Source organism: Actinokineospora lacus (genome assembly GCF_053813445.1).
In genome coordinates, this window is sequence record NZ_JBQERA010000007.1 from 377,166 (window position 1) to 399,188 (window position 22,023).

Annotated in this window: 23 protein-coding genes and 1 pseudogene; 15 read left to right on the forward strand and 9 right to left on the reverse strand. The window is 71.9% G+C overall.

The annotated features are described in order from the left end of the window. Nucleotides 1–159: 159 nt before the first annotated feature. Nucleotides 160–1,491 (reverse strand): alpha-lytic protease prodomain-containing protein, encoded by a 1,332-nt coding sequence (locus tag ACTG9Q_RS20125; protein ID WP_455574361.1) that lies wholly within the window; start codon nt 1,489–1,491, stop codon nt 160–162. Between the two features lie 117 nt (nt 1,492–1,608). Here ACTG9Q_RS20125 and ACTG9Q_RS20130 point away from each other — a divergent pair, with 117 nt between their 5' ends. Both ACTG9Q_RS20130 and ACTG9Q_RS20135 read left to right on the forward strand, forming a co-directional pair. Beyond that, nucleotides 1,609–2,400, forward strand: a complete 792-nt coding sequence (locus ACTG9Q_RS20130) for an SDR family NAD(P)-dependent oxidoreductase (protein WP_455574362.1) — start codon at nt 1,609–1,611, stop codon at nt 2,398–2,400. Between the two features lie 24 nt (nt 2,401–2,424). Further along, nucleotides 2,425–3,972: a phytoene desaturase family protein gene (locus ACTG9Q_RS20135; RefSeq protein WP_455574363.1), complete on the forward strand. Its 1,548-nt coding sequence runs from the start codon at nt 2,425–2,427 to the stop codon at nt 3,970–3,972. A gap of 8 nt (nt 3,973–3,980) precedes the next feature. Here the strand turns inward: ACTG9Q_RS20135 and ACTG9Q_RS20140 are convergent, their stop codons facing one another. Both ACTG9Q_RS20140 and ACTG9Q_RS20145 read right to left on the reverse strand, forming a co-directional pair. Then, on the reverse strand, nt 3,981–4,229 hold the full coding sequence (locus ACTG9Q_RS20140; RefSeq protein ID WP_455574364.1) for a mycoredoxin: 249 nt from the start codon (nt 4,227–4,229) through the stop codon (nt 3,981–3,983). A 110-nt stretch (nt 4,230–4,339) separates the two neighbouring features. Continuing rightward, nucleotides 4,340–6,637: an FdhF/YdeP family oxidoreductase gene (locus ACTG9Q_RS20145; RefSeq protein ID WP_455574365.1), complete on the reverse strand. Its 2,298-nt coding sequence runs from the start codon at nt 6,635–6,637 to the stop codon at nt 4,340–4,342. 45 nt (nt 6,638–6,682) lie between these two features. Here ACTG9Q_RS20145 and ACTG9Q_RS20150 point away from each other — a divergent pair, with 45 nt between their 5' ends. The 3 genes from ACTG9Q_RS20150 to ACTG9Q_RS20160 are packed head-to-tail and all read left to right on the forward strand — an operon-like array spanning nt 6,683 to nt 8,207. Continuing rightward, nucleotides 6,683–6,838: a hypothetical protein gene (locus tag ACTG9Q_RS20150; RefSeq protein WP_455574366.1), complete on the forward strand. Its 156-nt coding sequence runs from the start codon at nt 6,683–6,685 to the stop codon at nt 6,836–6,838. Beyond that, on the forward strand, nt 6,835–6,960 hold the full coding sequence (locus ACTG9Q_RS20155) for a hypothetical protein (protein WP_455574367.1): 126 nt from the start codon (nt 6,835–6,837) through the stop codon (nt 6,958–6,960). The genes ACTG9Q_RS20150 and ACTG9Q_RS20155 overlap by 4 nt, the downstream gene beginning before the upstream one ends. Then, nucleotides 6,957–8,207 (forward strand): hypothetical protein, encoded by a 1,251-nt coding sequence (locus tag ACTG9Q_RS20160; RefSeq protein WP_455574368.1) that lies wholly within the window; start codon nt 6,957–6,959, stop codon nt 8,205–8,207. Before ACTG9Q_RS20155 ends, ACTG9Q_RS20160 begins: the two co-directional genes overlap by 4 nt. Here the strand turns inward: ACTG9Q_RS20160 and ACTG9Q_RS20165 are convergent. Next, nucleotides 8,156–9,127, reverse strand: a complete 972-nt coding sequence (locus ACTG9Q_RS20165; protein WP_455574369.1) for a hypothetical protein — start codon at nt 9,125–9,127, stop codon at nt 8,156–8,158. The genes ACTG9Q_RS20160 and ACTG9Q_RS20165 overlap by 52 nt on opposite strands. A gap of 351 nt (nt 9,128–9,478) precedes the next feature. On the opposite strand from ACTG9Q_RS20165, the gene ACTG9Q_RS20170 reads away from it, so the two are divergent. Further along, nucleotides 9,479–12,103 carry a valine--tRNA ligase gene (locus tag ACTG9Q_RS20170; RefSeq protein WP_455574370.1) on the forward strand — a complete coding sequence of 875 codons (2,625 nt, stop codon included), beginning with the start codon at nt 9,479–9,481 and terminating at the stop codon, nt 12,101–12,103. Nucleotides 12,104–12,208: 105 nt separating this feature from the next. On the opposite strand, the gene ACTG9Q_RS20175 is transcribed toward ACTG9Q_RS20170, so the two are convergent. Beyond that, nucleotides 12,209–12,457: a hypothetical protein gene (locus ACTG9Q_RS20175; protein ID WP_455574371.1), complete on the reverse strand. Its 249-nt coding sequence runs from the start codon at nt 12,455–12,457 to the stop codon at nt 12,209–12,211. Between the two features lie 13 nt (nt 12,458–12,470). Between ACTG9Q_RS20175 and ACTG9Q_RS20180 the strand changes: the two genes are divergently transcribed. The 3 genes and pseudogenes from ACTG9Q_RS20180 (at nt 12,471) to ACTG9Q_RS20190 (ending at nt 13,764) form a co-directional block, all read left to right on the forward strand. Further along, nucleotides 12,471–13,526, forward strand: coding sequence for a helix-turn-helix domain-containing protein (locus ACTG9Q_RS20180; protein WP_455574372.1), 1,056 nt, complete (start codon nt 12,471–12,473; stop codon nt 13,524–13,526). A gap of 7 nt (nt 13,527–13,533) precedes the next feature. Next, a pseudogene (locus ACTG9Q_RS20185) lies at nt 13,534–13,602 on the forward strand (DUF397 domain-containing protein); the annotation flags it as partial. 6 nt (nt 13,603–13,608) lie between these two features. Further along, nucleotides 13,609–13,764 carry a DUF397 domain-containing protein gene (locus tag ACTG9Q_RS20190; protein WP_455574428.1) on the forward strand — a complete coding sequence of 52 codons (156 nt, stop codon included), beginning with the start codon at nt 13,609–13,611 and terminating at the stop codon, nt 13,762–13,764. 1 nt (nt 13,765) lies between these two features. Here the strand turns inward: ACTG9Q_RS20190 and ACTG9Q_RS20195 are convergent, their stop codons facing one another. The 4 genes from ACTG9Q_RS20195 to ACTG9Q_RS20210 form a co-directional block, all read right to left on the reverse strand. After that, nucleotides 13,766–14,065, reverse strand: coding sequence for a tetratricopeptide repeat protein (locus ACTG9Q_RS20195; protein WP_455574373.1), 300 nt, complete (start codon nt 14,063–14,065; stop codon nt 13,766–13,768). After that, nucleotides 14,062–14,946, reverse strand: a complete 885-nt coding sequence (locus ACTG9Q_RS20200) for a tetratricopeptide repeat protein (RefSeq protein WP_455574374.1) — start codon at nt 14,944–14,946, stop codon at nt 14,062–14,064. Before ACTG9Q_RS20200 ends, ACTG9Q_RS20195 begins: the two co-directional genes overlap by 4 nt. Then, nucleotides 14,862–15,956: an NB-ARC domain-containing protein gene (locus tag ACTG9Q_RS20205; protein WP_455574375.1), complete on the reverse strand. Its 1,095-nt coding sequence runs from the start codon at nt 15,954–15,956 to the stop codon at nt 14,862–14,864. Before ACTG9Q_RS20205 ends, ACTG9Q_RS20200 begins: the two co-directional genes overlap by 85 nt. Nucleotides 15,957–16,136: 180 nt before the next feature. Continuing rightward, a complete protein-coding gene (locus tag ACTG9Q_RS20210; protein WP_455574376.1) occupies nt 16,137–16,808 on the reverse strand; it encodes a DUF6879 family protein in 672 nt (223 codons plus the stop codon). Nucleotides 16,809–17,242: 434 nt separating this feature from the next. On the opposite strand from ACTG9Q_RS20210, the gene folC reads away from it, so the two are divergent. The 6 genes from folC (at nt 17,243) to ACTG9Q_RS20240 (ending at nt 21,877) form a co-directional block, all read left to right on the forward strand. After that, the gene (gene folC / locus ACTG9Q_RS20215) at nt 17,243–18,610 is read left to right on the forward strand and encodes a bifunctional tetrahydrofolate synthase/dihydrofolate synthase (protein WP_455574377.1); all 1,368 of its coding nucleotides are present in this window, start codon (nt 17,243–17,245) and stop codon (nt 18,608–18,610) included. Further along, on the forward strand, nt 18,607–18,969 hold the full coding sequence (locus ACTG9Q_RS20220) for a DUF4233 domain-containing protein (protein WP_455574378.1): 363 nt from the start codon (nt 18,607–18,609) through the stop codon (nt 18,967–18,969). Before folC ends, ACTG9Q_RS20220 begins: the two co-directional genes overlap by 4 nt. Before the next feature lie 55 nt (nt 18,970–19,024). Continuing rightward, on the forward strand, nt 19,025–19,399 hold the full coding sequence (locus ACTG9Q_RS20225) for a helix-turn-helix transcriptional regulator (RefSeq protein WP_455574429.1): 375 nt from the start codon (nt 19,025–19,027) through the stop codon (nt 19,397–19,399). Nucleotides 19,400–19,409: 10 nt separating this feature from the next. Further along, nucleotides 19,410–19,826 carry a VOC family protein gene (locus ACTG9Q_RS20230; protein WP_455574379.1) on the forward strand — a complete coding sequence of 139 codons (417 nt, stop codon included), beginning with the start codon at nt 19,410–19,412 and terminating at the stop codon, nt 19,824–19,826. Between the two features lie 11 nt (nt 19,827–19,837). Continuing rightward, a complete protein-coding gene (locus ACTG9Q_RS20235; protein ID WP_455574380.1) occupies nt 19,838–20,227 on the forward strand; it encodes a PaaI family thioesterase in 390 nt (129 codons plus the stop codon). Between the two features lie 138 nt (nt 20,228–20,365). Then, nucleotides 20,366–21,877 (forward strand): alkaline phosphatase D family protein, encoded by a 1,512-nt coding sequence (locus ACTG9Q_RS20240; RefSeq protein ID WP_455574381.1) that lies wholly within the window; start codon nt 20,366–20,368, stop codon nt 21,875–21,877. Nucleotides 21,878–22,023: the final 146 nt, after the last annotated feature.

Sequence of the window (22,023 nt, forward strand, 5' to 3'; positions counted from 1 at the left end):
TAAAGGTATGGACCAATCTCGAACATTGGTACATACCAATCGGACATACCGCCGCCGTCCGGGCCGCGGACATGACGCCGCCCCCGACGCCTGCGTCTCGTCGGGGGCGGCGGGGGGACCGGGCACCCCTGCGTGGCGCCCGGTCCCGGGGAAGGGCAGCTAGACGCGCTGCCAGAGGGCGGGGGTGTTCGGCGGCTCCCAGCCGGGCATGGCCGTGTGCGCCTGCAGGGCCCGGTACGCGCTGCCGCCGTAGGTCACCTGGGCGCCCACCGCGTAGTGGGTGTACGCCGCCCACGTGCCGCCACCGGGCGGGGTGGAGGTGGTCGTGGTCGGGTCGGTCGGCCGCGTGGTGCTGGTCGGCGGCGTACCGGTCGTCACCAGGCGCAGGTTGTAGACCTGCAGGATCTCCAGCAGCGGCTGGAAGTAGAACGTGCCGCCGGAGCTGCAGTTGCCCGAGCCGCCCGAGGTCACGCCCTGGGCCTGGTCGCCCGCCAGCCACGAGCCGCCGGAGTCGCCGGGCTCGGCGCACGCGCTGGTGCGGGTGAGGCCGGTGACGGAGCCCTGCGGGTAGTTGACCGTCGAGTTCTTCTGCTGGATGGTGCCGCAGCGCCAGCCCGTGGTGGAGCCGGAGCGGCAGACCGACGCGCCGACCGGGGCCTCCTGCGAGCCTGCGACCGGGACGGTGCCCGGGTAGCGGTTGACCAGCGCCCGCGGGGTGTTGCCCGTGTCGACGCGGACCCACCCGTAGTCGTTGCCGGGGAAGCTGGAGCCCGCCACGACGCCGCTCGGGTTGGAGGTCCGGGTGCCGGTGGTGCCGCAGTGGCCCGCGGTGACGAACCCGCCCTGCACGGAGAAGCCGACGGAGCAGCGCCCGCCGCCGAAGTTGTAGGCGTTGCCGCCGATGACGTCGATCACCGTGCGCGGGCTCTCGGTGCTGGTCTGGAAGCGCACGGCCGCGCCGCGCAGACCCGCCTTGCCCGCCCACGCCTTGGCGGCGGACTCGCCGCCCGCCTTGGTCAGCACGACGACGGTGTTGGTGGTGACGTCGACGAACCAGCCGGGCACGGTCTTGGGCGCCGCGGCGGCTCGGGCGTCGAGCAGGCCCTTGGCGCTGTCGAGCTGCGCCTGGCTGCGGGCCACGGTCGTGGGGACCGCGCCGAGCCCGCGCACGGCGTCGGCCTGGGCCGCGTCGGTGACCGCGACGGTCAGGGTGGTGCCGGAGGCATCCATCCACGCCCCGCCGTAGGCACCGCCGAGCCGGGCCCTGAGGGCGCTGTCGGTGCGCGCGGCGGCGTGCTCGGTGGCGAGCCTGCGCTTGGCCTGGTCGGGGGTGATCCGCAGGTCGCGGGACAGGGCGGCCAGGATCGATGACTGGGTCTCGTCCGCGGTGGGGGTCTGCCCCGCGGTCGCTGACGGCGTGAGGGCCAAGGCCGTGGCCAGGCCCGCCGCCGTGACTGCCGCTGTGGCGGCGGCGATGTGCTTCCGATTCATTTTCCGCTCTCTCCTCGAGGGCGTGCAGGGTGGGACCTCCTGTCGACGGTAGGAGGCCGATCACCGGTATTGGTACATACCAATCGGGTCATACCGCCGAGCCGGCAAGCTGAGGGCATGGACAACTCAGCCCCCGCCCCCGGCGGATCGCTGCCGCGCCGCCGGGTACTGGTCACCGGCGCGTCCGGGGACATCGGCGCCGCCATCGCCCACGCCTTCGCCGCCCTCGGCGACGCCGTCGCCGTGCACTACTCCTCCGCCCAGGACCGCGCGCAGCGCCTGGCCGAGGACCTGCCGGGCGACGGGCACACCGTCATCGGGGCCGATCTCGCCGACCCCAAGGAGACCGCCAACCTGGTGGTGGACACAGTGGACGCCCTGGGCGGCATCGACGTGCTGGTCAACAACGCCGCCGTGCAGTACCCGGCGCACCCGCCCGCCGCGACGTCCTATCAGGACTGGCGCGAGGCGTGGCGGGAGACCTTCGCGGTGAACGTCCTCGGCACGGCCAACCTGGCCTACCTCGTGGCGGCCAGGATGATCGAGCAGGGCACGGGCGGGCGGATCGTCAACATCGGCTCGCGCGGGGCCTTCCGCGGCGAGCCGGACCACCCGGCGTACGGCGCGAGCAAGGCCGCCCTGCACTCGATGGGGCAGTCCCTCGCGGTGGCACTGGGCCCGCACGGCATCGCGGTGACCTCGGTGGCGCCCGGTTTCGTGCGCACCGGCCGGGTCGCGGGCCGCCTGGAGGGCGCATCCGGGCAGACGATCTCCGCGCAGAGCCCGTTCGACCGGGTGGCCACCCCCGGCGAGGTCGCCTCCGCGGTGGTCTACCTGGCCTCGCGCGAGGCCCTGTGGGCGTCAGGGGCAGTGTTGGACCTCAACGGGGCTTCCTACCTGCGCACGTAGGGTCCGCACCCCTAAAGTCAGCGGGTGACCTACGACAGCGTGGTTGTTGGGGGCGGCCACAACGGCCTGGTGGCCGCCGCGTACCTGGCCAGGGCGGGCCATTCCGTGCTGGTCCTGGAGCGCCTGCCGCACACCGGGGGCGCGGCGGTGAGCGCGAGCCCGTTCCCCGGCGTGCGGCTGTCGCGGTACTCCTACCTGGTCAGCCTGCTGCCCGACCGGATCGTCGCCGACCTCGGGCTGCGCCTCGACCTGCGCTCGCGCCCGGTCGCCTCCTACACCCCGGTGGTCCGCGACGGCCGCCCCGGCGGCCTGCTCGTCGAGCGCGACCCCGGCCCGGCCACCGAGGCGTCCTTCCGCGAGCTGACCGGCTCCGACGCCGAGTACACCCGCTGGCGGGAGTTCTACGCCGAGGTCGACACCCTGGCGAAAGCGATTGCGCCCACCCTGCTGGAGCCGCTGCCCAGCCGCGCCGAGGTGCGCTCACTGGTGGGTGACGCCACCTGGGCCCGCTTCGTCGAGCAGCCCCTCGGCGAGACGATCGCCGAGACCTTCACCGACGACGTGGTGCGCGGCGTGGTCGCCACCGACGGCCTGATCGGCACCTTCACCTCGCTGTTCGACGCCGGTCTCGCGGCGAACCGCTGCTTCCTCTACCACGTGGTCGGCAACGGCACGGGGGAGTGGCGGGTCCCGGTGGGCGGCATGGGCTCGGTGACCGGCGAGCTGCTGCGCGCCGCGCGGTCGGCGGGCGCGGACGTGCTGACCGACGCCGAGGTGCTGCGCGTGGACGCCGACGGCGACGCCGCCGAGGTGGTGTACCGCCACGGCGACACCGAGCACGTCGTCGGCGCGCGGCACGTGCTGGCCAACGTCGCCCCCGCGGTGCTGGACCGCCTGCGCGGGCGGCAGGCGGAGGCCGCTCCGGTGGGCGCGCAGCTCAAGGTGAACGTCCTGCTCGACCGGCTGCCCCGGCTGCGCTCCGGCGTCGACCCCCGGGTGGCGTTCGCGGGGACCTTCCACCTGGACGAGTCGCTGGAGGAGCTGGAGCGGGCGTTCTGGACGGCCGCGGCGGGCGGGCTGCCCGAGCGCCCGCCGGGGGAGACCTACTGCCACACGCTGACCGACCCCTCGATCGTGGACGGTGACCGGCACACGCTGACGCTGTTCGGCCTGCACCTGCCCACGGCGCTGTTCGACGGCGACAACCGGGGCGTCTGCGCGGAGCTGGTCGACCGGTTCACCGCCGGTTTCGACCGGCACCTCGCCGAGCCGCTGCTGGGCTGCGTGGCGCTCGACGCCGACGGGCAGCCGTGCGTGGAGGCGCGCACGCCCGTGGACATCGAGGCCGACCTCGCGATGCCCGGGGGCAACATCTTCCACGGGGACCTGTCGTGGCCGTGGGGGGAGGGCTGGGGCGTGGAGACCGACGTGGCCAACCTCCACGTGTGCGGCGCGGGGGCGCTGCGCGGCGGCGGGGTGAGCGGCATCGGCGGGCACAACGCGGCGATGGCCGTGCTGGCCGCGCCGCCGCCCGGGGGACGGCGGCACGGGTCACAGCGGAACACGGCCTAGGACAGGCCCTAGGAGGCGAGCGCCTTCTTCACGTCGGCCAGGCTCGGGTTGGTCAGCGCCTTGCCGTTGGGGAAGTGCAGGGTCGGCACGGTCTGGTTGCCGCCGTTGACGGTCATCACGAAGTCGGCCGCGGCGGGCTCCCGCTCGATGTCGACCTCCACGAACTCGATGCCCTCCCGGTCGAGCAGGGTCTTGAGCCTGCGGCAGTAGCCGCACCAGGTGGTCGAGTACATGGTCAGCGTGGTGGGCGCGCTCATCGGGCTCCTCCGTGGTCGATCGGTACCGGGTGCAACGCTCCCAGTCTCGCGGAGATGCCCGCAACGCCTGGGCTGCCCATCACATTGGCAGACCCTCACATCGGCGCGGCTCAGGAAACCGGCTCCAGCCGGACCACCAGCGACTTCGACGTCGGCGTCCCCGAGGTCTCGGCCACCGAGTCCAGCGGGACCAGGGAGTTGGCCTCCGGGAAGTACGCCGCCGCGCACCCGCGCGCGGTGGGGTAGGCGACCACCCGGAACCGCTCGGCGCGCCGCTCCCCGTCCTCCCACTCGCTGACCAGGTCCACCACCGTCTCGTTCGGGATGCCCAGGTCGGCGAGGTCGTCCGGGTTGACGAACACCACCCTGCGCCCGTCCTTGATGCCCCGGTAGCGGTCGTCCATGCCGTAGATCGTGGTGTTGTACTGGTCGTGGCTGCGCAGGGTCTGCAGCAGCAGCCGCCCCGGCGGGACCGTGAGCACGGTCAGCTCGTTGGCGGTGAACAGCGCCTTCCCGCTCGCCGTCCCCCGGAACTCGCGCGCGTCGCGCGGGGCGTGCGGCAGGACGAACCCGTCGGGCTGGCGCACCCGGGCGTTGTAGCCCTCGCAGCCGGGCACGACCCGGGCGATGCGCTCGCGGACGAGGTCGTAGTCGGTGCGCAACGACGCCCACGGCACCGGGTGGCCGGGCCCGAGCAGCGCGCCCGCCAGCCCGCAGACGATGGCGACCTCCGAGAGCAGCGCCGGGCTCGCGGGCTCCAGCCGCCCGCGCGAGCGGTGCACCACCGACATCGAGTCCTCGACGGTGACGAACTGCTCGCCTGCGGCCTGGGTGTCGCGTTCGGTGCGGCCCAGGGTGGGCAGGATCAGCGCGGTCCGGCCGGGCACGACGTGCGAGCGGTTGAGCTTGGTCGAGACCTGCACGGTCAGCGCGCAGCGGCGCAGCGCGGCCTCGGTGACCGCGGTGTCGGGGGTGGCCGCGGCGAAGTTGCCGCCCACGGCCATGAACACCGACGCCCGCCCGTCGCGCATCGCCCTGATCGCCCCGACGGTGTCGTGGCCGGGCGCGCGCGGCGCGGAGATCCCGAACTCGCCGTCCAGCGCGGCCAGGAACTCCTCGGGCATCTTCTCCCAGATGCCCATGGTCCGGTCGCCCTGGACGTTGGAGTGCCCGCGCACCGGGCACAGGCCCGCCCCGGGCTTGCCGATCATCCCGCGCAGCAGCACGACGTTGGCGATCTCGCGGATCGTGGCCACCGCGTGCTTGTGCTGGGTCAGGCCCATCGCCCAGCACACGATCACCCGGTCGGCGTCGGCGACCATCCGGGCGACCTGCTCGATCTGCTCGTGCGGCAGGCCGGTCGCGGCGGACACCGACGGCCAGTCCAGCTCGCGCACGTGCTCGGCGTAGCGCTCGAAGCCCTCCGCGCAGCGCTCGATGAAGTCGGTGTCGACGATCGTGCCGGGGCGCGCGTCCTCCCAGCGCAGCAGCAGGTTGCCGATCGCCTGGAACAGGGCCTGGTCGCCGCCGAGGCGGATCTGGCAGAACACGTCCGCCAGCGCGGTGCCCTTGCCGACCAGGCCGCGGGGGTTCTGCGGGTTCTTGAACCGCAGCAGCCCGGCCTCCGGCAGCGGGTTCACCGCGATGATCTTCGCGCCGTTGCCCTTGGCGGCCTCCAGCGCCGAGAGCATCCTCGGGTGGTTGGTGCCCGGGTTCTGCCCGACCACGACGATCAGGTCGGCCTGTTCGAGGTCGGCCAGGGTGACCGAGCCCTTGCCGATCCCGGTGGTCTGGGCGAGCGCGGCGCCGGAGGACTCGTGGCACATGTTGCTGCAGTCGGGCAGGTTGTTGGTGCCGAAGGACCGCACGAGCAGCTGGTAGAGGAACGCGGCCTCGTTGCTGGTGCGCCCGGAGGTGTAGAACACCGCCTCGTCCGGAGTGGACAGCGCGCGCAGGTGCTCGGCGATGAGGGCGAACGCGTCGTCCCACTCGATGGGTTCGTAGTGGGCGGCCCCGGGCCTGAGGACCACCGGGTGGGTCAGCCTGCCCTGCTGGCCCAGCCAGTAGTCGCTGCGCCGGGCGAGGTCGGCCACCGGGTGCTCGGCGAAGAACTCCGGCCCGACCCGGCGCCTGGTCGCCTCCTCGGCGACGGCCTTGGCGCCGTTCTCGCAGAACTCGACGCCCTTGCGGTGCTTGCCCTGCCCCTCGGGCCACGCGCAGCCGGGGCAGTCGAACCCCTCGCGCTGGTTGATCAGCCGCAGCGTCCGCGCGGTGCGGACCAGTCCCATCTGCTCGACGCCGTGCTTGAGCGTCGCCGCCACGCCGGGCAGGCCGGCCGCGTAGGTCTTGGGCTTGCCCGTGGCCAGGTCGTCCTCGGTGACATCCGCGTCGGGAGCCTCACGCACCATGGGTCCATCCTGCGGCACCATCGAGTCCGACGCGAGGAGGACACCGTGGCCGATACCCAACCGCTGCGCGAGGCCGCCACCACCTGGGCCACCGCCACCAGCGACGCGACCGCCCTCGGACCAGCGGCGGAAGCCCACGAGCGAATGCGCCGAGCCTGGGCCGACGAGCTGGCCGCCTACGCCGAGCTGGCCGAGCGATGACCTGGTTGACCCCGGTGGCGCCGCGCCCGAGCGGGCTGGCCCGCCCGCCCGGGATGCTCGGCGGGCTGCGCCACGTCCGGGCGGATGAGCTGGCCGCCTACGCCGAGCTGGCCGAGCGGTGACCCAGCTGACGGCGCTGGTGCTGCGCCTGCGCAGGCTGGGCCGCCTGCCCGGGATGCTCGGCGAGCTGCGCCGCGCCCCCGTGGGCGACCCGGCCGCGGTCCGCGCGCTGGCCGCCGCGCACCGGACGGCCGCGGCGGCGCTGGCCGTCCCCGCCGCCCGGCAGGCCCCGGCGGTCCTCACCAGCGCCGCCGCCGCGCTGGAGGAGTACGCCGTCGCCTTGGCGGCGGCCCAGACCGCGCACGCGGGCAGCCGGGGCCGCGGCAGGCGCGCCGCGCACACCGCCGCCCTGAACGCCGCCGACCTGCTCGCCCGCCGCTGCGGCGACCTCGCCGGGCGGGCCAGGGTGGCGGTCGGGGTCGCCGCGGGCCTGCCGGTCGCCGAGGCCGACATCCTCGCGGGCGCCGCCGCCCGCGGGTACGACTCCGGCGTGCTCGGCGCGCGCCACCTGCGCCAGGCGGGCGCCCGGCTCGCCGCGCTGGACCCGGCGCGGCGCGCGGGCGTGGAGGCCCTGCTGGCCGGGGCGGCGTCACCGGTGGAGCGGGCGTGGCTGCTCAAGGCGCTGGCCTGCGGGGTGGATGGCCTCGACGCCTTCGCCGAGGCCATCCGCGGCCGGGACCCGTCCTGGCTGGCGCAGCGGCTGACCCTGGTCGACCGCCACGCCCCCGGCACGCAGTCCCGCCTGGGCGCCGCCGTCCGCCAGTACGAGCCGACGACCTGCGGCACGACCTGCCTGATCGTCGCCCGCGCCGAGTACGACCCCCGCTACGCCCTGACCCTGACCACCGACGCCTTCGAGACCGCCTTCCGGAGCGCCCGCGCCGCGGTGCACCGCGAGACCAACCGGCTGTACCCGCGGTTCGCGGGCACCTCACCGCGGGGCATGGCGTCCTGGCTGGCCCGCCACCTGCGAGTGCCGCACCGCTGGCGCCTGGTCGACGACACCGACCCGCGCGACGTGTCCCGCGCGCTGCGCGACGTGCTGGCCGCCGTGGACGCGGGCGACCCGGTCCCGGTGCTGGTCGGCTCCGTCGTCCCGCGCCACTACGTGCTCGTCGTCGGCCACCACGACGGCTCGGTGCTGGTCTTCGAGCCCACCGCGGGCCGCACGGTCGTGGTGTCCGACCAGGCGTTCCTCGACGGCGACCTGCGCGCCGCCCTCGGGTTCGCCCACCTGCAGGCCGTCGTCCTGCCTGCTCAGGCCGGGCAGCCGCTCTCCGCCGGGAGCTCGGACTTCGGGTCGAAGTAGGCGGCGCGGTCCTGGCGCGGGGTGGGCACGCGGGTGAGCGCGCGGTCGCGGAACGCCGGGGCCAGGAAGCCCTTCTTGTACCAGTCGCAGGCGATGGAGTAGCCGAAGCCGCCGACGTGGCCGTACCAGAGGCCCTGGCTGCTGGAGACCCAGCGCTCGCCCTTGCGCAGCACGTAGTCGACCTCCGCGCGCACCACCACGATGATGTCCATCGGGTCGGTGATGGCCGAGGGGTCCTCGGGCTCGAAGGCGTAGGCGAACAGGAAGTTCGTGTGCACGACCAGCTCGTCGGGACCGCCCGCCTCGACGGTCATGCCGCCGGTCACCTTGGGCTCGGCCGACAGCAGCGGGGTCTCGGGGGCGATCAGGCTCACCAGCGCCTGGGCCTGCGGTTCCAGGCCCGTGCCGAACAGCGGTTCCAGCTGCTTGCGCGAGTCGGGGGCGAGCAGGGCCAGGTAGGCGCTCGGGTCGTGCCTGACCAGCATCGCGCGGTCGAGCCTGCTGGCGATGACGGCCTGCCGCACCTGCCCGGTCGCCGCGGCGACCTCGTCGGCGGAGAACTCGCCCACCTGCATGGGGGCCGGGACGGTGACGCCCGCCACGCCGTCGGCCCACGTGGCGGCCGGGGTCCTGGCGAAGGGCGCGGAGACGTCCACGGTCTGGGTGAGCGCGCCGCTGGGCCCGGTCGGGCCGGGCTCGGCGGCGCGCGGGGCGCGGTCGAACATGCCGACGCCGACCAGCAGCATCAGCACGGCGAGGATGGCGACCAGGACGGTGGCGGTGACCAGCCACCGCTCGGCGCGGCGGCGGCGGGTGGCGCGCAGCATCGCCCGCACGTCAGCCTGAGCTGACTCCCGCACGCGGCGACGCCACTCGGCGTCCTGCACCGCGGCGTGATCGCCGTAGTCCCGATGGTCCACTGCCCCCCCAAGGGCGTTCGGGCGGGTTGACGCCCACCCGCCGGAAAAATGTCTGCTCTGGTGCACTCGACATCGATGCGGCCCACCCCGGCGTTAACAGATCGTTCGGGGGACTCCGTTGATCGTGCGGTGAACGGCAGCCAAACCCGGACCAACGGTCGCCGTGGTCGGGTGGCGGAAAACCGCCGCTTCCGTTCGGCATTCGGCGTTGGGCCGTTCGGCCTCAGCCGAAAGAGAACGCCGGTGTCGCACCAATGGCGGTAGCGCTGTCTGTCCAGTGAGTTCTCGTGAGGTGGGCGAGGCCGCTCCCGCCTCGACCGGTGATCGCCGCCCTTCGTAGACTCAACGACCGTGACCGAGACCTCAGCTCCGCAGACCACCGACCTCCCGCAGGCATGGGAGCCTGCCACGGTAGAGGCGGCGCTGTACCAGGGCTGGGTGGACGCCGGTTACTTCACCGCCGACCCCGACAGCGACAAGCCGCCGTTCACCATCGTCCTGCCGCCGCCGAACGTCACCGGCAGCCTGCACATGGGCCACGCCCTCAACCACACGGTCATGGACGCGCTCACCAGGCGCCGGCGTATGCAGGGCTACGAGACGCTGTGGCTGCCGGGAATGGACCACGCGGGCATCGCCACCCAGAACGTCGTCGAGCGCAAGCTGGCGGGCGAGGGGCTCTCCCGCCACGACCTGGGCCGCGAGCGGTTCGTCGAGCGGGTGTGGGAGTGGAAGGCCGAGTCCGGCGGCAAGATCCTCGACCAGATGCGCCGCCTCGGCGACGGCGTCGACTGGTCCCGTGAGCGCTTCACGATGGACGACGGCCTCTCCCGCGCCGTGCAGACCATCTTCAAGAAGCTGTTCGAGGACGGCCTGATCTACCGCGCCGAGCGCATCATCAACTGGTGCCCGCGCTGCCGCACCGCGCTCTCCGACATCGAGGTCGACCACTCCGAGGACGACGGCGAGCTGGTCTCGATCCGCTACGGCGACGGCGACAACGCCATCGTCGTGGCCACCACGCGCGCGGAGACGATGCTGGGCGACACCGCCGTCGCCGTGCACCCCGACGACCCCCGCTACCAGCACCTGATCGGCACCGAGGTCGAGCTGCCGCTGACCGGCCGCCGCATCCCGGTCGTGGCCGACGCCCACGTCGACCCGGACTTCGGCACGGGCGCGGTCAAGGTGACCCCGGCGCACGACCCGAACGACTTCGAGATCGGCCGCCGCCACGACCTGCCCAACATCACGATCATGGACGAGACGGCCGTGATCACCGTCCACGGTCCGTTCCAGGGCCTCGACCGGTTCGAGGCCCGGTCCGCCGTGGTCGCGGCCCTGCGCGCCGAGGGCCGGGTCGTCCAGGAGAAGCGGCCCTACCTGCACTCGGTCGGGCACTGCTCGCGCTGCGACACCGTTGTCGAGCCGCGCCTGTCGTTGCAGTGGTGGGTCAAGGTCGAGCCGCTGGCCCGCGCCGCCGGTGACGCCGTGCGCGACGGCCGCACCGCGATCCACCCGCCGGAGCTGGCCAAGCGCTACTTCGACTGGGTCGACAACATGCACGACTGGACCATCAGCCGCCAGCTGTGGTGGGGCCACCGCATCCCGGTCTGGTACGGCCCGAACGACAAGGTCGTGTGCGTCGGGCCCGACGAGGAGCCACCGGCCGGCGAGGGCTGGACCCAGGACCCCGACGTCCTCGACACCTGGTTCTCCTCGGCGCTGTGGCCGTTCTCCACGCTGGGCTGGCCCGAGCAGACCAGGGACCTGGCCAAGTTCTACCCGACCAGCGTCCTGTCCACCGGCTACGACATCCTGTTCTTCTGGGTCGTCCGGATGATGATGTTCGGCCTGTACGCGGTCGGCAGCCAGCCCTTCGACCACGTGTACCTGCACGGCCTCATCCGCGACGCGCAGGGCAAGAAGATGTCCAAGCAGCGCGGCAACGGGATCGACCCGCTGGAGTGGCTCGACCGCTACGGCGCCGACGCCTGCCGCTTCACCCTGGCGCGCGGCGCCAACCCCGGCAGCGACATCGCCCTGGCGGAGGAGTGGGCGTCGGGCTCGCGCAACTTCACCACGAAGCTGTGGAACGCCACCCGCTTCGCCCTGATGAACGGCGCGTCGACCGCGAACCCGGTCCCCGACCGGGCCGAGCTGACCGACGCCGACCGCTGGGTCCTTGACGGCCTCGACGCGCTGGTGTCCGATGTGGACGAGCTGTTCGACGGCTTCCAGTTCGCCAAGCTCTGCGACGCCCTCTACCACTTCACCTGGGGCGAGTTCTGCGACTGGTACGTCGAGCTGGCCAAGGTCCAGATCGCCGAGGGCGGCGCGCGGGCGGATGCGACCAGGGCGGTCCTCGGCCACGTCCTGGACGTGCTGCTGCGCCTGCTGCACCCGGTGATCCCGTTCGTCACCGAGGTCCTGTGGAAGGCCGTCACCGGCGGCGAGTCCGTCGTCATCGCCGCGTGGCCCACGCCCTCCGGGGCGTCGGTCGACGAGGTCGCCCGGACGCGGGTCGAGGGCGTCCGCAAACTGGTCACCGAGATCCGCCGCTTCCGCGCGGACCAGGGCGTCAAGCCCGGCCAGCGGGTCACGGCCCGCCTGTCCGGAGTGGACGTCGCCGACCTGACCGCGCACGCCCAGGCCATCACCGCCCTGGCCCGCCTCCAGGCCCCCACGGGCGACTTCGCCGCAGGCGCGTCCCTGGAGGTCTCACTGCCAGGCGGCCCGGTCGTGGTCGAACTGGACCTCTCCGGCACTGTTGATGTGGCCGCCGAGCGCAAGCGCCTGACCAAGGACCTGACGGTCGCGGAGAAGGAACTCGCCCAGTGCGAGGCCAAGCTCACCAACCCGAAGTTCACCGACAAGGCCCCCGACGACGTGGTCGCCAAGGTCCGCACCCGCCGGGACACGGCGGCGGCGGACATCGACCGCATCAAGGTCCGCCTGGCAGCCCTGCCCGCGTAGGGCGTGCTCAAGGGGCGCCGATCCGGCTGTCCGTCACCGTGTGCCCACCGCCAGCCGTCAGCGGAGGTCCCCTCCCTATGTCGCGGCAAGGGCGCGGGTTGGGAGTCATGAGTCGACCCAGCTGAGGCGGACGTCGTCGGGGCCGCCGAGGACGCGGGCGGCCAGTTCGGCGGAGCCGAAGGAGCCCCGGACGGTGTGGCCGGACTCGTCGGGGACGCCGAAGACGGTGACGCTGTCGTCTTCCAGGCCGGTCTGCATGCCCCACGCGATGACCTGGAGGTCGACGGGCGAGCCGTCGTGGTCCCGGACGACACCGCACAACGCGAACCGCCGAGGCGCGAAGTGTTGGGCCATCAGGGGAACCATCGTGTCGATCTCCGGCTCGGTGAACGGCTGCAAGGTGCCGTCCTCGCCGAACCTGACTGCTGGCCACTCGTTCATGTCCGCCTCCGCAATTTTGCGATTCTTCGCAAACTCTCGCATCGATTTGAGAAGCGACACAATGACGCTATCGGGTGATGTGCACTGGCATGATCTCGGGGAAGATGAACGAAACACGAGGCTGGAGGTCTGGGTGTCTACTCTGAAGAAGGCGACCCTTGTGGGTCGTGGTCTCGCAGGCGAACTGCGGCTGCTGCGCAAGACCAAGCGGATGAGCTGCCAGAAGGTGGCCGACCAACTCGGCTGGCAGGCATCGAAGATCTCCAGGATGGAGACCGGCAACCAGGGCATCCGACTGGCAGACTTGGCTTCTCTGCTGGTGGTCTACGGAGTGATCGGCAAGGAGCGTGACCGCCTGCTCAGGATGGCTGAACGCTCTGACGATCTCGGATTCTGGGAGAGCCAGCGAGCCCTCTCGGACGAGTCCAAGACCCTCATCCGCCTCGAACGCGAGGCCACAGGCGTCACCTCCTTTCAACCACTCCTCGTTCCGGGTCTCGTTCAGACCGGCGACTACGTTCGCGCTGTCATGACAGCTGCCCAGATCCCGTCCGGTGACATCGATGCCCGGGTCGCGGCTCGGCTGGCCAGGCAGTCCATCCTGACCAAGGAGCAGCCGCCGTCACTGTCGTTCATTGTCGACGAACCGGTGTTGTGGCGAATGCTCGGCGGCCCGAAGGTCATGGCCCGACAGTTGCGCCACATCTTGGAGGCCATTGAGCGGCCGAACGCCAGCCTCCGGGTGTTGCCCCGGTCGCTTCACGGGCACCCCGGGCTGGACGGGTCGTTCACACTGTTGGACTTCGACGGCAACAAGCCGGTCGTGCACCTTGAGCACAAAGTTTCCGGCCTGTTCCTGGAAGAACCGGATCAGGTGCAGTTCTTCCGGCGCGAGGCAGATAGGCTGTCAGAGTTGGCACTGAGCCCCGCCGAGTCGGCGGAACTCGTTGCGACCATCGCACAGCAGCACGACCGAGAGTGAGGGTTCGATGGACCTCTCCGCGATCCAGTGGCGCAAGTCCAGTCGCAGTGGCTCCAACTCCGATTGCGTAGAGGTAGGTTTCGTGTGGCGTAAGTCCAGCCGCAGCGGCACCAACGCTCAGTGCGTCGAGATCACCCACGCTCCTGAGATCACCGCCGTCCGTGACTCCAAGCACCCGGCGGGTCCCGTCCTCACCTTCCCGCCCGCCGCCTTCGCCCACGCCCTCCGCGCCCTCTGACTCATCCCAGTCGAGCCCGCAGCTCGGCCGCGTGGGGATCGTCAAAGTCGCCCAGTACTTCCCGGGCCTCGGCGGCATGCCGCTGGGACTCGGTCGTCTCTCCGATCTCAGCCAGCGCCAGCGACAGGTGAACGAGCGAGAGCCCGAGCCGCCACCGGTCGCCCAGGTCCCGATGGGTCGTGACCGCCCGCCGGTGGAACTTCGCCGCCTCATCGGGCTGGCCGAGTTCGCGATAGGTCTCGCCTGCCTCGTCCAGTGCCTGGGCCTCTCGACTGCGGTCGCCGAGCCGTCGCTGGATCACGGCCGCGCGCTGGCTGACACGAGCGCGTCCGCGCCTCGGCCGGACGCGCGCAGCACCCTGCAGTGCTCCAGCGACCAGGGCGCCTCAGCCATCGCATCGCCGTTGGATCTGGCCAGCGCGAGCGCTCGTTCGACAGCCAGCGCGGCCCGGTCGCCGCGTCCGAGCTCGCGTTCCACCTTGCTGGTCAGGTACAGCGCGTTGCCCTCGCCCGCCTGGTCGGGTTCCCGGCGGAAGATCTCCAGGGCCTCGGCCAGCAGTTCCCCGGCCACGCTGTGCTCGGTCAGCTCGATGTGGGTCTCGGCGAGGTTCCCGAGGACCAGCGCGCGCCAGTAGTCGTCCTCCAGCTGCCGCACAATGCCCAGCGCGTCGTGAAACGCGGAGCTTGCCTGGTTGAGCGACCGCCTGCGCAGGTGCAGGAGCCCGATCCCGTTGAGCGCGATCGCTTCGCCGAGCCGGTCACCCAGTTCCCGGCGCAGCGCCAACGCGGCCGAGTGGTGCTCGGCGGCCTCGGTGAGGCGGTGCGATTGGGTGTGGGCCATGGCGAGGCTGTCGAGCAGCTCGACCTCGGCCGCCTTGTCCCGCAGCACCCGGGCCGCCGCCAAGCCGATCTCCCCGGTGCCGATCCACTCGCGGAACGGGTTCGCGGCCATGTAGACCCCGCGCAGGGTCACGGGGAGCTGCCAGGCGATGCGGTGGAGCCCGGCGTCCGCCGCCGCCTGGACCGCCGCGACGAGACCGAGGCGTTCCGTCTCGTACCACTGCCGGGCTTGATCGGGACCGGAGAACGGCGGCACCGTCACCTCCTCCGCCACGACGCGGGCCTCCCGGGGACACACCGCCGCGCGCAACCGCTCGGCGGTGTGCAGGTACCACCGCAGCACCCGTTCGAGGGTGGCTGTGCGCGCGTCCTCAGGCTCCTCGGCCCGTGCCTGCTGGGTCGCGTAGCTGCGGAGCAGGTCGTGGAACTGATAGCGGTCATGCGTGACGGGTTCGACCAGGTGGGCGTCGACAAGCACCTCCAGCCGCTGACGCGCGTCGGCGGGGGAGATGTCCGCCAACGCCGCGACCGACGCGGCGCTGAACTCCGGCGCCGGGTGGATGCCCAGGAGCCGGAACGGGCGGCGTCCTCCGGCAAGGCGCGGTAGGACCAGGCGAACACGCTGCGGACCGCGTCGGCCTCGTCCTCGTCGTCGGTGGACAGCGCGTCCCACAGACCCGATTCGCCGCGCAGGTCCTCGATCAGCTCCGCCATCGGTGTCCTCGGCCGCCGGACCGCCCGCCCGGCGGCGACCCGCAGCGCCAATGGCAGGCGGGCGCAGAGCCGGGCCAGTTCGGCCAGCTCACCGGACTCGGCGTCAGCGCGGTAATCCGCGATCACAGTGCGCAGCAGGGACATCGCCTCGGCCTCGGTCAGCACGCCGAGGGACACCCGGTGCGCGCCCTCCCGGAACACCAGGCCGGAGAGATGGCTCCGGCTGGTCACCAGCACCAGGCAGCCCGCGGTGCCCGGCAACAGCGGTCGCACCTGTCCGACGGTGGCCGCGTTGTCCAGGATGATCAGCGTCCGCCGACCGGCGAGCAGGGACCGGTAGAGCGCGGCGCGGTCGTCGAGGTCGGCGGGCAGCTCGGCCGCGGGCACGCCGAGCGCGCGCAGGAAGCTGTCGAGCACTTGGTCAGGGCTGGCGCGCGGACCGGGGTCGTAACCGCGGAGATTGGCGTAGAGCTGGCCGTCCGGGAACCGGTCGCTCACCTGGTGTGCCCAATGCAGTGCGAGCGAGGTCTTGCCGACCCCGGCGGTGCCCGCGATGACGGTCACGGCGACCACCATCGGTTCCGAGGCGTCCCCGGCGAGCACCCGGTCGAGGCGGCCGAGTTCGTCCGAGCGGTTCACGAACGAGCGGATGTCCGCGGGCAACTGCCTTGGTGGCACCCGGCCCGGCAACGGCCCGGGACCGTGGAAGTGCACGCCACCGTGAACGTCCCTGGCCTGGACCACGTCCGCCGCCGATCCCGAGACCTTCGACCGCGTCTCGTCTCCGGGTGGGCGTCGACGGTCCTCTGAGGGCACGCGTCACCCGGCGTGGGGCAGTCTCAGCGGAGCGACCTCGCGCTGGAAGAACGACGCCAGCTCCTCGCCCCCGGCATAGAGTTCCTCGATGAACGACACGTAATTCGCCGCGGTTCGGGCATCGGAGAATCGGACCGCTCCGGTGAGCACCCCATCGGCGTCGTAAATGATCTCGTACACGGTGTCGTCTCCCACGGTCAGCACCTCGGGCAGCGGAGTGGCCTGCTCGAATGGCCGGACTTGGTCTCCGGTGACGACCCGGATCAGCTCACCGCATTCGGCACGCACCTTCAACAGGCGTAGCTCCCAATGCAGGTAGAGCGTGATCGGCTGCTCGACAACGCGCACGCGGAACAAATCGATACCGCGTCGACTCGATTCCCGGGACAGTTCGACGAGTTCGGGCCGCTCGGCCTCGATCAGCCGGAGCGATTCGGCCCAGTCGCCGCTGGCGAATGCCTCCCAACTGGGATACCCCGGCTCCCGGAATTCCTGCCCCCGCTCGAGTTTCCACGACGCGTGCCCGTCGGAGACGTCGAACCGCCGTTCGTAGTCTTCCTGGTAAGCGTGGACATCGAGGCGCGCGCCCGCGCTGCCCGGCGCCCGGTCAAGCATCAGGGATGTCCGCTTTGGCCGCGACAATGGTGGCATGGGGAATGACGACCAGTCGTTCATCGTCGGCGATGGTGACCCCATCGGGGAGTCGAGATTCATACGATGCGGTGAGATCTCGGCCGATCACCACGACGTCGCCGTTGTCGAGTTCCCAGATATCCGGGCATCCTGTGCGGCCGCTGGTCCTGTCCAGTTCTTCCGCCGACTGCCAAGCCTGCGTGCGAACGACGCGGTGGGATCTGCTTCCCAGGCTCTTCGCATGGTGGCCCCCTAAGGCTGGAGAATCGGGATGACCAGGATAACAAAGGATTGACCACGAATGCCTGCTCCGTTCGAAGTGAATGGGCTTCGTGCTTCTAGTGGGTGATGAAGCCTTAAGGCGGATCGGGCTCGCCCAAGGTCGGCTGGGCGGTGCCGTGCGCGGGGCCAACCGGGTGATAACGGTCACCCGAGTAGACTTACCCGGTCACTCTCGACGTGCATGAGGAGCAAGCGTGCCCACTGCGGATTCCGATGTCCTGGCCGAACTGGTCCAGGTCGAGTCCGAACTGGACACCCGCTGGCCGGAGAGCAAGATCGAGCCGTCGCTGACCAGGATCACCGCGCTGGCGCACCTGCTCGGCGACCCCCAGCACACCTACCCGGCCATCCAGATCGCGGGCACCAACGGCAAGTCGTCCACCACCCGGATGATCGACGCCCTGCTCACCCGCCTCGGCCTGCGCACCGGTCGGTTCACCAGCCCGCACCTGCAGCTCGTCACCGAGCGCATCGGGGTCGACGGCGCGCCGATCGACCCGGCCCGCTACGTCGAGGTCTACCGCGACGTCGAGCCGTTCCTGGCCATGGTCGACGCCCAGTCCGACGTGCGGCTGACGAAGTTCGAGGTGCTGACCGCGATGGCCTACGCCGCCTTCGCCGACGCCCCGGTCGACGCCGCCGTGGTCGAGACCGGCCTGGGCGGCTCGTGGGACGCCACCTCGATCATCACCCCCCGCGTGTCCGTCGTCGGCCCCGTCGGCATCGACCACGTCGAGTACCTGGGCCCCGACCTGCTGGGCATCGCCAGGGAGAAGGCCGGGATCATCAAGTCCGGATCGGTGGCCGTGCTGGCCGAGCAGGACCCGGGCGTGGCCCGCGTGCTGCTGGAGCGCTGCGCCGAGGTCGACGCCACCGTCGCCCGCCAGGGCCTGGAGTTCGGCGTGCACCACCGCGACGTCGCCGTCGGCGGCCAGATGATCTCCATCCAGGGCCTCGCCGGCCTCTACGACGAGATCTTCCTCCCCCTGCACGGCGCCCACCAGGCCGACAACGCCGCCCGCGCGCTCGCCGCCGTCGAGGCGTTCTTCGGCGCGGGCGCCGACCGCCAGCTCAACGTCGAGGCCGTCCGCGAGGCGTTCGCCTCCCTCGTCGTCCCCGGCCGCCTCGAGCGGATGCGCACCGCCCCCACCGTCTTCATCGACGCCGCCCACAACCCGCACGGCGCCGCCGCCCTCGCCGCCGCCCTGGACGCCGAGTTCGACTTCCGCAGGCTGGTCGGCGTGGTCGGCGTGATGGCGGACAAGGACGTCGCGGGCATCCTCACCGCCCTGGAGCCGGTCTTCACCGACCTGATCGTCACCACCAACAACTCGCCGCGCGCGATGGACCCCGACCTGCTCGGCGGCCTGGCCGTCGACATCTTCGGCGACGAGCGCGTCACCGTCGCCCCCCGCCTGGACGACGCCCTGGAGACCGCCGTCGGCCTCGCCGAGGAGACCGACGACCCCGGCCAGCCGGTCTCCGGCGGCGGCGTGGTCATCACCGGCTCGGTCGTCACCGCGGGCGAGGCCCGCACGCTGTTCGGCAAGGAGCCGGTGTGAAAGACCCGATGAAGGGCTTCCGCGGCGTGATGTCCGCGATGCTCGTGCTGGAGGCCATCGTCCTGCTCCTGGCCGTCCTGCTCCTGGCCAAACGCGAGGACATCACCTCAGGCGCGGTCTGGACCGTCGGCGTCCTGGCGATGGCGATGGTCCTGCTGTGCGGGTTCGTCAGCAGGCCGTGGGCCCTGGGCGCGGCCCTGGGCATGCAGGGCCTCCTCCTGCTCGGCTTCTTCATCACCCCCTCCCTGGGTGTCGTCGGCGTCCTCTTCAGCCTCGCCTGGGGCTGGATGACCTGGATGCGCCAGGACGTGCTCAAACGCATGTCCGACGGCAGGCTGCCGGGCCAGCAGCAGACGTAGGGTCGGCCGCGTGACCCCCGAGGACCTCGCCCGCCTGCGCCGCGCCCGGGACACGATGGACCGCGACTACGCACAGCCCCTCGACGTCACCGCGCTGGCAGGCGCCGTGCACATGTCCGCAGGGCACTTCTCCCGCAGCTTCCGCGCCGCCTTCGGGGAGACGCCCCACGCCTACCTCATGACCCGCCGCATCGAGCGGGCCAAGGCACTGCTGCGGCGCGGCGACATGTCCGTCACCGAGGTCTGCATGGCCGTCGGCTGTTCCTCCCTCGGCTCCTTCAGCACCCGCTTCACCGAACTCGTCGGCGAGACGCCCAGCGCCTACCGCGCCCGCGCCCACGACCTCGGCGCGGAGATCCCCGCCTGCTACGCCAAGCTGTTCACCAGACCGGTCAGGAATCGAGAAGCACGCCAAACTCGCAGGTCGTAGCGTCTCCCATATGGACATCAGGCTTTCACACTGCTTCATCGTCGTCGACGACCACGACAAGGCCATCGCCTTCTACAACGGGGTCCTCGGCCTCCAGATCAAGAACAACGTCGAGTTCGAGGGGATGCGCTGGGTCAGCCTGACCCCGCCGTCGCAGCCGGAGATCGAGATCGTCCTGGAGTCGCCGACCGGCGACCCCAACGCCTCCCCGGCCGACGTGCAGGCCGTCACCGACCTGCTCGCCAAGGGGATGCTGCGCGCGGTCCTGTTCACCACCGACGACGTCGACGCCACCTTCGAACGCGTCCAGGCCAGCGGTGCCGAGGTCCTGCAGGAGCCCATCGACCAGCCCTACGGCGTCCGCGACTGCGCCTTCCGCGACCCCGCGGGAAACATGATCCGCTTCAACCAGCCCAAGACCGGCTAACGTGCGGGGCCATGTACACCTCTGAGCAGCTGACGGAGTCCATGCCCTTCGCGGTCGCCACCGGCGTCCGGATCACCTCGGCATCTCCGGAGGAAGTACGCGCCACCCTGCCGTGGCAGGACGACCGCTGCACCGTCGGCGGCGTCCTGCACGGCGGCGCCCTCATCACCCTCGCCGACAGCGCGGGCGCCGTCTGCGCCTTCCTCAACCTCCCGCACGGCGCCAAGGGCACCTCCACCATCGAGACCAAGACCAACATCTTCCGCGCCGTCACCAGCGACGTCGAGGCGATCGCCCGACCCCTGCACATCGGCTCCACCACCATCGTCGTGCAGACCGACCTGCACGCCGACGGCAAGCGCGTCGCCCAGACCACCCAGACCCAGATCGTCCTGCGCTGAACCGTCCTGCGCTGAACCGTCCTGCGCTGGACTGTCCCGCGCTGAATCGTCCTGCGCTGGACCGTCCTGCGCTGAACCGTCATCCCCCGGCCAACTCGGGTTGACCCCAGCGCCGCCCGCCGCGATTACAACCACCCCATGACCAACCTGACCCGCCGGACCCTGCTGCGCGCGGGCGGCATCAGCGCCGCAGTGGGCGTGGCCCTGCCCGGAGTGGCCTTGGCGCGCCGCTCCCGCCCCGTCCTCACCCACGGCGTGCAGACGGGCGACGTGACCGCCCACGGCGCCGTCCTCTGGACCCGCGCCGACCGCCCGGCCCGGATGCTGGTCGAGATCGCCCGCGACCCGTCCTTCCGCGACGCCCGCGTGCTGCGCGGCCCGGAGCTGACCCCGGCCACCGACGGCACCGGCAAGCTGCGCCTGGACCACCTGCCGCCCGGCCGCGAGGTGCACTACCGCGTCACCGCCGACGACGGCCGCGCGTCGAGCGAGCCCCTGACCGGCTCCTTCCGCACCGCCCCGGTCGGCCCCGCCGACGTGCGCTTCACCTGGTCGGGTGACGTCGCCGGGCAGGGCTGGGGCATCAACCCGGACACCGGCGGCATGACCGCCTACCGCGCGATGCTGGCGCGCCGCCCGGACTTCTTCATCAACAGCGGCGACACGGTCTACGCCGACAACCCCCTCCAGGAGACCGTCACCCTGCCCGACGGCCGGGTCTGGCGGAACCTCGTCACCCCGGCGAAGTCCAAGGTCGCCGAAACCCTGGACGAGTACCGCGGCCAGTTCGCCTACAACCTGCTCGACGACAACGTCCGCGCCTTCGCCGCCCGCGTCCCCAGCGTCGTGCAATGGGACGACCACGAGGTGGTCAACAACTGGTACCCCGGGGAGATCCTGACCCTGCCCCAGTACACCGAGAAGCGCGTGGACGTCCTCGCCGCCCGCGCCTTCCAGGCTTTCCACGAGTGGCAGCCCATCGACGCCCGCCGCGCCGTCGACGGCCGCGTCTACCGCAGCTTCACCTACGGCCGCCACCTTGAGGTGTTCGTGCTGGACATGCGCTCCTACAAGGACGCCAACACCGCTCCCCGCGACGGCCGGGGCGTGGTCCTCGGCGAGCGCCAGGCCCGCTGGCTGGTCGACGGCCTCAGCCGCAGCCGCGCCACCTGGAAGGTCATCGCCGCCGACCTCCCGATCGGCCTGACCGTCCCCGACGGCGCCGACATCGAAGGCGTCGCCAACGGCCTCCCCGGTGCCCCCGGTGGCCGCGAGCACGAACTGGCGGGCGTCCTGCGCACCCTGGCCCGCCGCCGCGTCCGCAACGTCGTCTGGCTGACCGCGGACGTCCACTACACCGCCGCCCACCACTACTCCCCGGACCGCGCCGCCGTGGCCGACTTCGACCCGTTCTGGGAGTTCGTCTCCGGCCCCCTGCACGCGGGCGCCTTCGGCCCGAACACCCTGGACCCGACCTTCGGCCCGGAAGCGGTCTACGTCCACGCCCCTCCGCGCGCGAACCTCTCTCCCCTTGAGGGCTTCCAACACTTCGGCGAGGTCGACATCAACGGCCGCACCGGAAGCCTGACCGTCCACTTGCGAGACGGCCAAGGCGCGGCCCTCTGGTCGAAGACCCTGAACCCCGCCTAGCGGCGCCCTCACCATGCCGAGGACGAGCACCTTGGCGGGCGGGACGGTGCTGGGTATGGAGAAGACGGCTGTCCTCGCTGTGCCGACGGCTGACCCCGTCGGCACAGCGGGACTTCGCGAGGGTGCCCGCTGAGTCCCGTGCGGCA

What these genes read in the sequence shown, in the direction of transcription:
- ACTG9Q_RS20125 (WP_455574361.1), bottom strand. Translation starts at nt 1,491, where the DNA reads ATGAATCGGAAGCACATCGCCGCCGCCACAGCGGCAGTCACGGCGGCG.
- ACTG9Q_RS20130 (WP_455574362.1), top strand. Translation starts at nt 1,609, where the DNA reads ATGGACAACTCAGCCCCCGCCCCCGGCGGATCGCTGCCGCGCCGCCGG.
- ACTG9Q_RS20140 (WP_455574364.1), bottom strand. Translation starts at nt 4,229, where the DNA reads ATGAGCGCGCCCACCACGCTGACCATGTACTCGACCACCTGGTGCGGC.
- ACTG9Q_RS20145 (WP_455574365.1), bottom strand. Translation starts at nt 6,637, where the DNA reads ATGGTGCGTGAGGCTCCCGACGCGGATGTCACCGAGGACGACCTGGCC.
- ACTG9Q_RS20155 (WP_455574367.1), top strand. Translation starts at nt 6,835, where the DNA reads ATGACCTGGTTGACCCCGGTGGCGCCGCGCCCGAGCGGGCTGGCCCGC.
- ACTG9Q_RS20175 (WP_455574371.1), bottom strand. Translation starts at nt 12,457, where the DNA reads ATGGCCCAACACTTCGCGCCTCGGCGGTTCGCGTTGTGCGGTGTCGTC.
- ACTG9Q_RS20210 (WP_455574376.1), bottom strand. Translation starts at nt 16,808, where the DNA reads ATGAACGACTGGTCGTCATTCCCCATGCCACCATTGTCGCGGCCAAAG.
- ACTG9Q_RS20225 (WP_455574429.1), top strand. Translation starts at nt 19,025, where the DNA reads ATGGACCGCGACTACGCACAGCCCCTCGACGTCACCGCGCTGGCAGGC.
- ACTG9Q_RS20230 (WP_455574379.1), top strand. Translation starts at nt 19,410, where the DNA reads ATGGACATCAGGCTTTCACACTGCTTCATCGTCGTCGACGACCACGAC.
- ACTG9Q_RS20235 (WP_455574380.1), top strand. Translation starts at nt 19,838, where the DNA reads ATGTACACCTCTGAGCAGCTGACGGAGTCCATGCCCTTCGCGGTCGCC.
- ACTG9Q_RS20240 (WP_455574381.1), top strand. Translation starts at nt 20,366, where the DNA reads ATGACCAACCTGACCCGCCGGACCCTGCTGCGCGCGGGCGGCATCAGC.